9 protein-coding genes are annotated in these 13,892 nt (G+C 54.7%); 3 read left to right on the top strand and 6 right to left on the bottom strand.

Features of this window, described 5'->3' with window-relative positions; translation table 11 throughout:
* Positions 1 to 73: 73 nt before the first annotated feature.
* Positions 74 to 1,789 (bottom strand): bifunctional isocitrate dehydrogenase kinase/phosphatase, encoded by a 1,716-nt coding sequence (gene aceK / locus NUV89_RS07515; RefSeq protein ID WP_257780811.1) that lies wholly within the window; start codon positions 1,787 to 1,789, stop codon positions 74 to 76.
* A 403-nt stretch (positions 1,790 to 2,192) separates the two neighbouring features.
* Between aceK and NUV89_RS07520 the strand changes: the two genes are divergently transcribed.
* The 3 genes from NUV89_RS07520 to NUV89_RS07530 all read left to right on the top strand — a co-directional run bounded on the left by NUV89_RS07520 (position 2,193) and on the right by NUV89_RS07530 (position 6,550).
* Positions 2,193 to 3,803, top strand: a complete 1,611-nt coding sequence (locus tag NUV89_RS07520; protein ID WP_374684462.1) for a methyl-accepting chemotaxis protein — start codon at positions 2,193 to 2,195, stop codon at positions 3,801 to 3,803.
* Between the two features lie 52 nt (positions 3,804 to 3,855).
* Positions 3,856 to 4,752 (top strand): DMT family transporter, encoded by an 897-nt coding sequence (locus NUV89_RS07525; protein WP_257780813.1) that lies wholly within the window; start codon positions 3,856 to 3,858, stop codon positions 4,750 to 4,752.
* A 331-nt stretch (positions 4,753 to 5,083) separates the two neighbouring features.
* Positions 5,084 to 6,550, top strand: coding sequence for a hypothetical protein (locus tag NUV89_RS07530; protein ID WP_257780814.1), 1,467 nt, complete (start codon positions 5,084 to 5,086; stop codon positions 6,548 to 6,550).
* A 137-nt stretch (positions 6,551 to 6,687) separates the two neighbouring features.
* Here the strand turns inward: NUV89_RS07530 and NUV89_RS07535 are convergent, their stop codons facing one another.
* The 5 genes from NUV89_RS07535 to NUV89_RS07555 form a co-directional block, all read right to left on the bottom strand.
* Positions 6,688 to 9,012 carry a hypothetical protein gene (locus tag NUV89_RS07535; protein WP_257780815.1) on the bottom strand — a complete coding sequence of 775 codons (2,325 nt, stop codon included), beginning with the start codon at positions 9,010 to 9,012 and terminating at the stop codon, positions 6,688 to 6,690.
* 173 nt (positions 9,013 to 9,185) lie between these two features.
* Entirely contained in the window at positions 9,186 to 9,587 is a 402-nt protein-coding gene (locus tag NUV89_RS07540) for a GtrA family protein (protein ID WP_068937140.1), read from the bottom strand.
* Entirely contained in the window at positions 9,584 to 10,870 is a 1,287-nt protein-coding gene (locus tag NUV89_RS07545; protein WP_257780816.1) for an NAD(P)/FAD-dependent oxidoreductase, read from the bottom strand. Before NUV89_RS07545 ends, NUV89_RS07540 begins: the two co-directional genes overlap by 4 nt.
* Before the next feature lie 2 nt (positions 10,871 to 10,872).
* Positions 10,873 to 11,823 carry an NAD(P)-dependent oxidoreductase gene (locus NUV89_RS07550; protein WP_257780817.1) on the bottom strand — a complete coding sequence of 317 codons (951 nt, stop codon included), beginning with the start codon at positions 11,821 to 11,823 and terminating at the stop codon, positions 10,873 to 10,875.
* Positions 11,824 to 11,851: 28 nt separating this feature from the next.
* The gene (locus NUV89_RS07555; protein ID WP_257780818.1) at positions 11,852 to 13,891 is read right to left on the bottom strand and encodes a hypothetical protein; all 2,040 of its coding nucleotides are present in this window, start codon (positions 13,889 to 13,891) and stop codon (positions 11,852 to 11,854) included.
* Between the last annotated feature and the right edge of the window lies 1 nt (position 13,892).

Raw genomic sequence — 13,892 nt, forward strand, 5'->3', positions numbered from 1 at the left:
CGGTGTGTCAGTCAGCGCATGCATCGCTGATACACCGCATTCGCGGGCAAGCCCGCTCCCACAGGGGGCCGCGTCACACCGGTTCTCTGCGCCGGTACGGGAACACATCGATGACCTTGCCCGCACGAATCGCGTCCTGCAGGCCTTTCCAGTAGTCGGCGTTATACAGCTCGCCGTGCAGTTCATCGAACAGCTTGCGCTGGCCGGCATCGGCGAACAGGAACGGCGGGAACTCTTCGGGGAACACATCCAGCGGGCCGATGGAGTACCAGGGCTCGGAGGCCATTTCGTCCTCGGGGGTGCGCGGTGCGGGGATATGGCGGAAGTTGGCTTCGGTGAGAAAGCAGATTTCGTCGTAGTCGTAGAACACCACGCGGCCGTGGCGGGTAACACCGAAGTTTTTCAGCAGCATGTCGCCGGGGAAGATATTCGCCGCCGCCAGTTGCTTGATGGCCAGGCCGTAGTCTTCAAGGGCTTCGCGTACCTGGGCGGGGTTGGCGTTTTCCAGGTAGAGGTTGAGCGGGGTCATGCGCCGCTCGGTCCAGCAGTGGCGGATCAGCACCGTATCGCCTTCGACTTCGACGGTGCCAGCGGCGACCTCCAGCAGTTCGGCCAGGCACTCGGGTTCGAATTTGCTGAGGGGGAAACGGAAGTCGGCGAATTCCTGGGTGTCGGCCATGCGTCCTACGCGGTCGACGCTTTTGACCAGGCGATATTTCTCGATCACGGTGGCGCGGTTGACGTTTTTCGACGGCGAAAAGCGGTCCTTGATGATCTTGAACACGGTGTTGAAGCCCGGCAGCGTGAACACGCTCATGACCATGCCGCGCACGCCGGGGGCCATGATGAACTGGTCATCGGTGCTGGCAAGGTGGTTAATCAGCGCGCGGTAGAACTCCGACTTGCCGTGCTTGTAGAAGCCGATGGAGGTGTACAGCTCGGCAATGTGCTTGCCCGGCAGGATGCGCCGCAGAAAGCCGATGAACTCCGCCGGCACCGGCACATCGACCATGAAGTAGGAGCGGGTAAACGAAAAGATGATCGACACATCGGCTTCGTCGGTAATCAGCGCATCGATCTGGATGCCCTGCCCTTCGCGGTGCAGCAGCGGGATCACCAGCGGCCATTGCTCGTCGCGGGTGTAGATGCGTCCTACGAGGTAGGCGCCTTTATTGCGGTAGAGCACCGAGGAAAACAGCTCGACCTTGAGGTCGGGGTCTTTGCACACCCAGTCCGGCAGGTTCTCGCGCAGTTGGGCTTCAAGGCGGCGCAGGTCGGCGGGCAAGTCGGCGTAAGGCTCGCCGAAGCGATAGTCGGCGAAGATCTGCGCCAGCATCGCGCCGATATTGCCCGCCGGTGCATAGGTGCGCGTTTGCGCCGCGCGGGCCCGGCGCAGGCTGGGCCGGGTGGTGTGGATGAACATGCAGCCGTCGCTGATAAGGTCATGGCTGAACAGGCCGCAGAAGATCGAGTTGTACCAGGTCTCGGAGAGTTCATCGTCAAAGCGCAGGTCGATCAGGCCGATGTAGGCGCTTTTCACCAGGGGCCACAGGTCGATGTCCAGCAGCACCGTGGCGTCGAAACCGGCGTGCAGGCGCGTGGTCACTTCGCCGACCTTCTCTTCATACAGGTTGATCCGCGCCGCCGACGCCGCCTGCCCCTGCTGCCACTGGGCCTTTTCGAAGCGCTCGCGGGCGCCATCGGTGATCTGGCGAAAGTGCTCACGGTAATCGTCGAAGCCATCAAGGATCATCCGGGCGATGGCGAGGGCGGGGGTGGATGGCGACATGCGGGAAACCTCTACGGGTATCTGGAAGCCCTGAGCTTAGCCAGTGTAGGAAGGCAGGAGAAGGACGATTTTTCCGGGCGCGTTGTACAACTTCGTTCATCTCGTACATTTATTTTCAATTTTTTAATTCGACCAATCGGTCAATAAACGCACCAAAAAGTCGCAGGATGTTTTCGCCAGACGCCTACAACGGCGCTGCCTGGCGCTGTGCGGGCGAAAACCCGGCAGCGCAATGGCCGGCATCGCTCTGTAACCATCTTGATACACCGTAAGGGAAACCCTGATTACCTCATTAGTGGCACTTTGCTATACAGCGCGCCCTTTCCCCCTCTAACAAGGCTAAAAGGCCGGCCCGGGAACAGGTTCTAATCGCCCAAGGAGCATTGAGATGTCATTGAGGAATATGAGGATCGGCTTGCGTGCTGGTCTGAGTTTTGGGGTTTTGGCCAGCTTGCTGGTGATCGTTGGCCTGTTTGGCCTGGGGCAGATGGCCAAGCTGCGCGAAAGTGCGCTGGTGATCGAGCAATCGTGGATGCCGAGCATCGAGAATATCCACGACAGCGCCGCCTACGTGGCCAGCATCCGCCTGGAGGCTTTGCGCCTGGCGACCACCGACGAATCGCGGATTCGTGACACCAGCAAAAGCCTGCTCGGCCGCTACCGCAGCGAACTGCAAACCCTGCTGCAGCATCACGAAAGCCTGCTCAGCGACGCCGAAGAAGGCGAAAAACTCAAGCAACTCAAGGTCAACGTGGACGCCTATCTCAACCTGGTCGGGCAGATCGTCGCGCTGGTGGACAAGGATCAGCAACAAGACGCCATCGACCTGCTCAACACGCGCCTGGCGCCCCAGGGTGTGATCCTCAGCAAAAGCCTGGAAGAGCTGATCGTCTTTAACCAGAACGGCGTCGAAGCCGCGGTGGCCTCGGCGGCGCAGATGTATGTGAACGCACAATGGGTGGTCGGCCTAATCATCGCGTTCGCGCTGCTGGCCACCCTGGTCCTGGCGTGGCTGTTGACCCGCAGCATCACCACGCCCCTCGGCCAGGCGCTGAGCGTGGCACGCACCATCGCTGCCGGCGACTTGAGCCAGCCCATCGTCGTGCGCGGCCAGGATGAGCCGGCGCACTTGTTGACGGCCCTGGCCACCATGCAGGCGCAGTTGCAAACCACCATTCGCGGCATCAGCGAGTCGGCGCAACAACTGGCCTCGGCCGCCGAAGAAATGAGCTCGGTGATGGAACAGAGCACCCGTGGCCTGCAAGCGCAGAACGATGAAATCGAACAGGCCGCGACCGCCGTGACCCAGATGAGCGCGGCGGTGGATGAGGTGGCGGGCAATGCGGTGTCCAGCGCCGAGGCGTCCAAGGCGTCTGACGAAGACAGCAAGCACGGCCACTACCAGATCAGCGAAACCATCAGCTCGATCCAGAACCTGGTGGACGAAGTGCTCGGCGCCTCCAATAAAGCCGAAGGCCTGGCGGTGCAGGCGCAAGACATCAGCAAGGTGCTGGAAGTGATCCGCGGCATTGCCGGGCAAACCAACCTGCTGGCGCTGAACGCGGCCATCGAAGCCGCCCGCGCGGGCGAAGCCGGCCGTGGCTTTGCCGTGGTCGCCGACGAGGTGCGCTCGCTGGCCCAGCGCACCCAGGACTCCACCGAAGAAATCGAGCAGATGATCACCGGCATCCAGCAAGGCACCCAGGACACGGTCGGCGCGCTGAACAGCAGCGCCGAACACGCCGGGCAAACCCTGCAACGGGCCAACAGCGCCGGCAGCGCCCTGGAGAAAATCACCGCGGCCATCTCGCAGATCAGCCAGCGCAACCTGGTGATCGCCAGCGCCGCCGAGCAACAGGCCCTGGTGGCGCGCGAGGTGGACCGCAGCCTGGTGAACATTCGCGACCTGTCCACCCAGACCGCCGCCGGCGCCACCCAGACCTCGGCGGCCAGCCAGGAACTGTCGCGCCTGGCGGTGGACCTCAATGGGATGGTGACGCGGTTTGTCCTGTAATCAGTCGAGGTGGCGTGCAACACTCGCCGCCTGATTGATGTAGGAGAACTCCGTGAGACCTGTCGACACCTTGTACCTGCTGGGGCTCGCCGCCATTTGGGGCGCCAGCTTCCTGTTCATGCGCATCATCGCGCCGGAGCTGGGGGCGGTGCCGACCGCGTTTTTCCGCGTGTCGATTGCCGCTGCCGGCTTGCTGGTGATCCTGGCGGTGATGCGCGTGAAGTGGGATTTCCAGGGCAAGTTCAAGACCGTCCTGCTGCTGGGGGTCATCAACTCGGGCATCCCGGCGACGATGTACTCGGTGGCCGCCCAGGTGCTGCCGGCGGGTTACTCGGCGATCTTCAACGCCACCACGCCGTTGATGGGCGTGTTGATTGGCGGGCTGTTTTTCAGTGAGCGCCTGACCCCGTCGAAACTCGCCGGGGTCAGCCTGGGCCTGCTGGGCGTGGGCGTGCTGACCCGTGCGGGGCCGGTGGCGTTTGACCTGGAGCTGCTGATGGGCGCGCTGGCCTGCCTGGTCGCCACCACCTGTTATGGCTTTGCCGGGTTCCTGGCGCGGCGCTGGCTGGATCAGCGCGGTGGCTTGGACAGTCGTCTGTCGGCCCTGGGCAGCATGCTCGGCGCGACGTTGTTTCTGTTGCCGCTGTTTGCCTACAGCGCCATCAGCCATCCGCCCGCGAGTTGGGGCGGCTGGCCGGTGTGGGGCTCGTTGCTGGGATTGGGCCTGGTGTGTACGGCGCTGGCCTACGTGTTGTATTTCCGCCTGCTGTCTTCCATCGGCCCGGTGCGGTCGATGACCACTACGTTTTTGATCCCGCCGTTTGGGGTGTTGTGGGGGGCTTTACTGCTGAATGAGCCGTTGTCGATGGCGCATGTGTATGGCGGAGTATTGATTGCTGGAGCGTTGTGGTTGGTGTTGCGGGTGGGAAGGTTGGCCAAGCCCCTCTAAGCAAGTTGCAGATAGGCGCCCAGGGACGTGAGTTCTCACCGCCCCTTAAAACTTCGAACCCAGAGGGTTTCAGATCAAGCGACGGTGTTCCCGTCTTACCCCCAATCACCCTTGATTCCGTGTATGGCAGGAGGTATGGTTCCGCGCCCTTTGAACATAGCCAAACCTCACGGCCTCAAGTGTGAATGACGGGCCGCAGCCATCGTCTTTTATAAGGTATATGGCTGCCCACGCTCGACAGAGTTAAGTACTGGGCCGACACGCATTTGGCCCACAAAAATACAGGACTGAAATGCCGATAGCTCGGCCCGCAATTAAATGGATAACGGATATGGCAACTTTCAAGAAGTACCGCACCAGCACGCAGTTCCTCTTGTTCGCTGTAGCGGTACTGGCATTAATGGCGTTGCGTTATGGAACATTTGACGTCGTCAGCAACTCTCTCTGGGCAGAAGATGGGGCAGAGTTCTACCCACAAGCTCTTCGTCATGGGCTCTCCTCCCTGTTTATTCCCTATTCCGGCTACTTGCACCTTTTCCCCCGACTTTTCGCCATTCCCGCAACCGTCGTCAGCGTAGCGCTGATCCCCGTGGTGTTCTTCACCGGATGGCTAATCTCTACGCTTTTACTGTATTGGTCAGTAAGAAAAATTACACTCGACCGACCGCACTTCGCGCTGATCAGCTTTGTCATCCCCCTCGCGGCGCTGCTACAGCCCCATTCTGGAGAAACGTTCCTAAGCCTCACCAACGCACAGTGGTGGCTTGGTTGTGTGCTGGCCATCATCGCATCAATGCCTTGGGCGTTTGGCAATCGTTCTATCCCCGTAGTAGCCCTTCTTTCACTGACTGGGCCCTTCTCCATACTGGTGTTACCCATTGCCGCCATTCAATGCGTGCGCCATAAGCGTTATGCGCTCTTGGGCACCCTCGCAATAGGTGCCGTTATACAAACCGCGGTTCTGTTGAATAACCCGAGGAATGTGCAAGAGCTTGATACCAATATAGATCACTGGGTTTCGTGCCTGGAGACCTTCCTGACGTTTGGATCAAACACCCTCTTTACGCGTACAGCATCGGCAATCTTTTGGGTTGGATTCCTGATAACCATGGTGCGCCCATCCAAAGGCTCATGGCCGCTGGTTGCCTGCGGTCTTGCAGCTTTTTTTGCGGCACTTTACTCATTAAAGGGCATGCCGCAGGCATTGAGCCCGGTATTTAATGGTGGCCGATACTTTGTAGTGCCTTACACCCTTATCATCATCGCCACTTTTAACAACATGCGGAGTCTGTCAGCACTTAACGCTATTACACTGAGCGCCTTGGCATGTGTACTGATTTCCTCCCTGCAGACGATACGGCAGGTCGATACCAACTATCGTGGCTATGCGAAGTTTTCAAGGTTCGAGAAAGAATTGAAAATCCCGACCGCCCCGATCATTGACAACAGCAACGGCTACTCAGTGTCGCTAACCAATACCGGGCAACAACCAGGCATCGCCATCGAGCCTGCTGACATCAGCCATGGTTCGACAAAAATAGCCGAGGGCATTTGCGCGGACAAGCGCAACGTTGGGTACGCGGTTAGCCTCACGCTACCGCAGGGGGAATACGTCAAGATCAAGTGGCAGCGCGAGGGAAACCCTGAGTTCAAGAGCGTGAGCAGGTACTACGATGCCGGCGAAGCGCGTGTGCAGATCACGTTCACCAAAAGCAAAAAGCCGGTTGATCTCTTCATAGAAACCACCGGCACCCGCTCTACAACAGCCGTCGACAAGCAAGTTGTCGCGTGCTTCTAACGATTAGCTGTTTGTCCAGGGGTAGCGCTCACGCCCTACCCCGGATAGGCAGTGAAGAGGCTGGGGATTGAAACAGCCTCCCCAATCCCGCTCCACACTTTCAGCCTGTCCTCAATCGCCCCAAGCTGTGAAATCTTTTATCTAACGAAGATTTCAACCGGAGGCTGGGGGCAACGGATTACGTGTCCATTGCGCAGCATCCCTGTGGTCAACTGATAACGACCTTGCAGGTCCGTGACATCAATATAGCTGGTATAACCCGACCTGAGCATTTGCGGCGCGTTAAAGTGAACGGCTACGTCTGCACGTGCCTCACTGTTAACATTTGCCATGAGCAAGCCCTTATCCCCCTCAATAAAGACAACACGCTGAATTTGGTCCATGTTGGAGTCCACTTTCTCAGCGTTCCAGCCTCGAATGGAAATGAAATTCTTCACCTTGACAACACCATTAAGCACTGGACCGCCGTTAATAGCGTCCAGCGAGCCTACGCACTCCGCCTGCGCCGGTTGAGCAGACGCGTTAAGTTTAACGATATTCAACAACTGACCGGCGCGTTCACTCTGCGGGTTTTTCATGCCATAAAAATTGATAGTTACCGCATCCAGCCAACCACGATCGTTAACTTGCTTGCTATATATCGTGATGCTGTCCACCTTCTTTACATCAATAAAGTCAGCACTCACATACATCGACAAAAACTCTTTCGAACTCTCGACCAATGGTGACACGAGAAACGGCGTCTGCATCATTCCTGAGATAACCCGATACTCGAAGGCTTGCCCGCTTTTCAGCGTTACTCGGCTCAAAAGATAGCTAGGTTTGAATAGCAGAGACTTCAGTTTACCCAGCACACTGGGACGTACTTTAGCCGTCATATAAACTTGGCCGTCAAATTCAGGAATATTGACCGGCTGCCCCATTCGAGTGTCAATCTGTCCAAGGTCCACCAGCGTTGGAGCAGGATTGCTATTACGTGAAAGAACAATTCTCTGGCCAGCAACCGCTTGGGGTTCGTACTGCTGGAACAATGCAGGCCAGCTTGCACCATCTTCCTGAGATGGCATGCGCCCGTCGATGGTCTCTATATTGAAAACGATATTTTTGGGTGCCCGATTGCTTTGTAGAAAGTCGGCATTTTTTTCAAGCAACACAGGCGTGTACGCCGAGTAACTTTGAAAAATCGGTCGTGGCAACCACTCATTATCAGACGCGAGCAACGCAGCCTGACCATAGGAATAGATGTCGGTCGAACCGGCCAATTTAGGAATAGGATCGCTCGCTGCGATTGCTTGTTTGGCAGCCTTAAAGTCTGCTGCGAAAACATCCGGGTCCAATACTCGAATCAGAATGCCATTCAGGCTCGCTTCTGCGCGCCAAAAAAAGTAACTGGTGACTCCAACAGGATGGCTGGACAGACTCACAAAAGCCACTGCCGAACCCGCGACAATCGCGATAGTCGCTGTACCAAGGGTGCGTAACGAATGGGTCATGGGCCAAGCCAAAAGGGCAAGAATCATGATTCCAATACCGGTCATTGCAGGGTGCGTGTCCTGTCTAACGAAGCCTGCCTTGAACAGCAAAAATAAATAAGCGGCCCCTAATATCGCCGCAGCAACTGCGAGCAATTTGGGCAGTCGCGTGGTGCTGAACACACCATATAAAACCGCCACCGAGCCCACTAAAGCGACAGCAGGCAACAACAGGCTGCCGTAGATAGCCATGGCTTCGGTATAGCCGGAAATGATTGGAAGCGCATTCACAATGTACAGGGGGAGTTCGGTAAGCTCTTGCCCGACCAATACCCACAGTCCAACAAGGGTGACAATGGGCATCAGTATGACCGCTGGTATTACCTTGTATTCACGCTGGCGTACCAGAAGTAAAATCCCGATCAAAGCACTAAAGCCGCAAATAACCGAAAAACTAAGTTTGATGAGAGGTAAAATCCCAAAGGCGGGCAACAGAGCAATAAAGGCGTATAGACGGCGCCCCTTAAACTTCTCCCCCTCCAAATTCGACCCAATCAAATTAAACAAAGCTACCACTGGCAGCACCATGTAAAAGGCGTCTTTACGATCACCAAACCATGCGAAAATTATCGCCAAAACTATAACAGGTATCGCCCGACGCTTATCTACAAAGAGCGACCACAGGCCAAAGGACATTGCAACAGCGAGATACAAGGACAATATAAAATAAAGACCTCCGTACACAGATGAGTACATCCAAGTGTATACATTAGCCAGCGGACCGTAGGTAAAAATAATATCCTTGCCTAGACTGACCCCAGTATCAACTGCATGGCTGATCGCCCAAGCCCAAGACGGATCGAGACCATTTTCAGGCATCCGCGGAGCGAATGAAACGAAGGCTATAAGCACTGTAATAAACAAAAAGGTGCATGATGCTAGCCATACTTTTCGTGATGACATCAGGGGGACTGGCCCGGTACTGCTCATGCTCTTATTTCTCCAAATCTTTAATTGCACCCCGTCATCCGTGCTGCCCTTCTGCACAAAAAAACGACCGCATAAATATCACGTCATTTGAACAACGAAATCTTGCACGTATCGCCAACTGCCACGTTGTGAGCAACGACAGCAGTGACGATAGTTGGCAACACGTTAGAGCCTCAACGAAATGACCAGCGCTTGTGCCCCAGGTAACTGGTAAACACTGGCACAGCGACGCCGACTGCGTGAGCGATTTCATCAACAAACGTCTGCACGCCCAGAGCAGGCAGGACATAAAACGCCAACCCCATGCTGATCAACCACGTTTGCAGTGCCGCAACGATATTGACCAGGACAAAAATCACTGCAGATCGCTGGACCGATTGTTCACTGTCTTTGAAAACAAATAGTTTCGCGAGCACAAACGCTGTGATCATGCCGGTGATATAGGCGAGGATGACCGCTGTCGAAAATCCAAACCATTGGCTATAGATAATTCGTGAGCCGAAGTTAACGGCCGCAGCCGTTCCGCCGGTAAACAGAAACGTCAAGAACTGCCGGGACATGAACTGCTGAATCACTTCACAGCATCCCGTGCCATCTTCCGACCGAAGTCAATGCTTTCCGAAATGCCGCGATCCTCAGGATAGTAGTAAGAGGTGTCCGCCACCCACAGCCCATCCACTGGCAACGACACGGGAGGCAGCCTATCCAGATAACTCGGATCACAAATCGGTTGAGCATACCGATAACGGCTGGCACGCAGGTCGATAAAGTCATCGTCTGTCAGCGATGGATTGATCTTTTTAAAATAGCGTCGAACCTTGTCGAGAAACACTTCGTCCGGCTCGGCAAATTTAGGGTGTTCACCCGGGACATAGAACGGCACATAAACGATGTGCTGATCCAGAGGTCTCAGATTGCTGTACTCGACCAAACCAGGAATATCCATATCTGGATCATTGGTATTCAGCCAAAAGTTTTCAGTCAAGGGTTTGCGTAACTTTGCAATCACGCAAACCACCGCGACGTTCTGCAATGCCTTGAAGCGCTGAAGAATGTCTTCGGGCAAATCCGGCATGACCTTAGGGACGTACGGCAATGGAATGGTGCTGATCACTTTGTCGAACTGTTCAACTTCGCCATTTACCTCGACGCCTTGAACCTTCCCACCTTCGATCCGCACCTTTGTCACAGGTGACTTCAAGCGAATTTCGCCACCATGGGCTTCAATATCCCGCTTGATCGCCTGCAACAGCGTTTCTGAGCCGCCTTCCAGATAACCCAATTTTTCGCGGAATAAGCTATATCGGGAACGGCCTATACGGCGAATACGGCTCCAGATCCAGGCAGCAGAAAGATTGCTGGCGTAGCCATAGAACTTGTAATCAAACAAACGGCGCCATAGCACTTCCCAGGCCTCGTCACCGACCCAGCGACGGATCCAACCGGTTGCCTCAACATCGTCCAAAGGCTTCCAGTCATTGCGCTTGGTGCAAAGAAACGCGTGCAGGCCGTAGCGAACCTTCGCAACCAGGCTCAAACCCTTGAACTTGAGCAGCGCAATGGGGTTACCCCACGGTTGAAGACGGTTCTGGTACCAGTAACCCATCTTGGTTTCGACCCAGCGCATCTGGTCCGCCAGGTTCAACTCATCCAGCATCGTGAGGAACGCGTGGTCCGAAATGCAGTGAAAATGGTAATAACGTTCGATGGTCAGACCGGAAAAGTCGAACGCTGCCGTCATTCCACCAACACGATCATCGGCCTCGAAAATAACCGGCGTGTGACCGTCACGCGCCAACTGATACGCCACGGCAAGTCCCATGGGACCTGCACCCAACACTGCAATTCGCTGCCCCATGCTCAAAACTCCAGAACCACTTTGCCGTAAGTAGGATCGTTAAATGTCTCATCTACCGCCTCGGCAAAGGGCGTGTAAGGAACCCCGAAAATACCAGGCCAATCGATAACTTCGAACTCATCCTTGGTACTCAGCGCCGCTAGCTGCTGGGTCGTGAAGGGTGGGTTTTTATCGAACAAGGCCCAGGTCCAGATCAAGCCGTAGAACAGCGCATACGGGATTCGGACGATCGGGGTCTTGGCTCTTATGGCCGTCTTGATCACACGAATCATATCGATGTAATCGATTTTCTCGTGCCCGGAAATATTGTAGATGCCGTCTTTAATATTATTTTCTATGCAACTGATAATGACGTTACTGAAATCACCGACGTACAGGGGCTGGCGCATATAGCGGCCATGACCTGGAATAGGGAAAACCGGGACTTTCTTCATGAACCGCGACAGCCAGCCCAAATGCTTGCGGTCGAACCAGCCAAACATCAGGGTAGGTCGCAGGATAGGGCAAGGGACACCACTCTCAAGCACCATTTTTTCCTGGTCTTTTTTCGTCCTCGTGTAGAAGTCATCCGCCATCGACTCCACAACGGACGAGCTGATATGCACCAGGCAAGGCACATCATTTAACTTGATGGCGTCAAGGATCAGCGCGGTAGCGTCAACGTTGTTACGGACAAAATCCTGGTAATCGAGGCCGCCAATCTGCGCCTGCAGCATTACCACAACATCGGCACCTACGAAGTGACGCTGCCATTCTCCCGGCTCGGCAAGGTCGGCATACTCGACAGTGATGTCGGGCTGAACCTGCTTAAGCACCTGTAGATTCGCGCGATGCTTATCCAGCACCACGATATCGGTGTAGCCCTTTGCCTTAAAGCGGGCTACCAGATTTTGGCCCACGAGTCCGGCACCGCCTGGAAGAATGATTTTTTTGTTCAGCATTGCTTGTTGCATCAAATCGGCCTCACCCGTGGGCGGAAAATTAATTGTGCTCAGTCTTGAGCGCTATCGCAGACCACTCACCCCAAGCGTCCCCGTTGTCTGAAAGCTTAATAGTGAAACTTTCAGGGAGTCGCTTATCGGAGAAATCCAACGCCGCCCATTCGGTCGCAATAGGAAGCACAGAGATTGTTTTAGGATCTCCGTTCAACTCCAGCAACTGGCGGCCGCCAGTGGGGCCTGATCTATACAACAACTTATCGCCTCTGTTCATACGCAATACCATCGAGCCAGTATCTGCGTCTGTTTGTCGAAAACTTCCCATGACCGTCAGCCCATCAATCTTAGAATGCCAAGAGTCACTACCGCTCCATTGCGCGCCCTCAACAACAGTCGAAGTCGTCACAGCAGTGGCATTCACGTTGGCATTGACCAAACTGAAACTGTAAAGAATCGGGGTGGACAACACATTCAAATAACATGAGCCGCTGGAAATGACCTTCAATGGACCGCCCAGACCACCTTTGAGAACATAGCCCTTTAACTTGGAGCGAGCAGCACTGGCACCCTGAAGTTTGGCTATATCTTCGCGATCACCGCCCGTTATCGCGTACCCCACGACAATATTTTTTTGGTCAAGGATAACGACTGAACTAGGAACTGTTTCAGACGCTTCATCATAAATCCATCCACTTACCGCAGCCCAACGGTCCTCACCAACAACAGGAAGGATTTGCTCGATAGCACCCAGGCACTGCTTCCCATCAGTACGATTAGATAAGCTGCCGATTTTTTCCTGAGCGCCCAGAATAGGTTTAGCATCAAAAATAGAAATATTATTTGCAGATGCGATTCGAGCAACCTGAAGGGCATGTTCAACGCTCGGGTACACATAATTGACCTGAGTTTTGTCGCTGACCTTGAGTTCAAGTGCCAATGCTGCGACGAGCCGTTCAAAATGCAGATCGTTTTTCGATCCAAGCGCGCGCGTCTGGCCAATCAATAGAGCAACTGAGAGCATCAAGAAAACGGCGAGTATGGCTCGACTTTTTTCGGCCCAGCGAGACAGGATCGGCATCATCATTACAAACAAAGCCGCCCACACCATAAGCGCCGGTGTCGTGTATCGACTACTCGTTGCTTGCTCGACGCCAAGTTCAAGGCGCCCACCCGCAGTGCCCAGCGCCGTCCCACCGATATAAAGAATAAATAACAGCAGACTGAGATGGAGGTAGTTTTTCCGCACAGACCGGATATTCAAATAGGCGTAAACAGCGACGGCAACAATAAAGAAAAATCCAGCCACAGCGGCAACAGCCACCTTAAGCGAAATTTTTGAAAAAGGCGCAATGTAATAAAACGGGCTACCCACGTAGGCAAATATGTAATGTGCAATCCCCAATGGGTCGCTCAATACGGTATGCAGCAAAGAGCCTTCTTTTACCGGGGCCTTATAAAAGTAAAAACTTGCACAAACGACCGCAAGAACTCCTAATACCACGTTCTTACGCCAACCGATCCGACAAAACAGCCCATACAGCAACAACAGAGGCATGGCGATCACACCGTTCGCCATGGTACCGACAGCGAGCACACCGAACAGCGTGGCAAATGTAAAGTATTGCGTCGCCTTTTGCGGAACACTGGACATTTTATAAATAAAATAAAATGCACACAGCGGAAACAACTGCGCCATGAAAAATTGGCTTTGGAACCCAACCGTGAAATTTTCGTACTGACTCCAGCAAAACAACCAACTCACTAGCACGCACATGAAAAAAGGGCGAGTGTCTTTGTTCGGCAGTTGTTTAAAAGCCTCATTTAGAAACTGGGCAAATACGACACAACCCGCAGCTGCAAGCAGGTAGTTGATGACGATAAGCGAATAACTCAACCCACCAAACCAGCGAATATCACTCCAGAAGAAAAGCCTGGACAATACAATTCGATGCTCGTTATGCGGCGCCCACCAGGCTGCATAATCACCCGCTTGCACTTTTGAATAGAAATCCAAAAAGCCATCCCACATATCCCAATAGGGCACTGGGGAAAACCAGATTACACCGCCGATGAGTGACGTCATG

This window comes from Pseudomonas sp. 18.1.10, from assembly GCF_024655625.1.
Classification (GTDB): Bacteria; Pseudomonadota; Gammaproteobacteria; order Pseudomonadales; family Pseudomonadaceae; genus Aquipseudomonas.

Coding starts and splice junctions, on each gene's coding strand:
- NUV89_RS07555 (WP_257780818.1), bottom strand. CDS start 13,891: ATGACGTCACTCATCGGCGGTGTAATCTGGTTTTCCCCAGTGCCCTAT.
- aceK (WP_257780811.1), bottom strand. CDS start 1,789: ATGTCGCCATCCACCCCCGCCCTCGCCATCGCCCGGATGATCCTTGAT.
- NUV89_RS07545 (WP_257780816.1), bottom strand. CDS start 10,870: ATGGGGCAGCGAATTGCAGTGTTGGGTGCAGGTCCCATGGGACTTGCC.
- NUV89_RS07530 (WP_257780814.1), top strand. CDS start 5,084: ATGGCAACTTTCAAGAAGTACCGCACCAGCACGCAGTTCCTCTTGTTC.
- NUV89_RS07535 (WP_257780815.1), bottom strand. CDS start 9,012: ATGAGCAGTACCGGGCCAGTCCCCCTGATGTCATCACGAAAAGTATGG.
- NUV89_RS07520 (WP_374684462.1), top strand. CDS start 2,193: ATGAGGATCGGCTTGCGTGCTGGTCTGAGTTTTGGGGTTTTGGCCAGC.
- NUV89_RS07550 (WP_257780817.1), bottom strand. CDS start 11,823: ATGCAACAAGCAATGCTGAACAAAAAAATCATTCTTCCAGGCGGTGCC.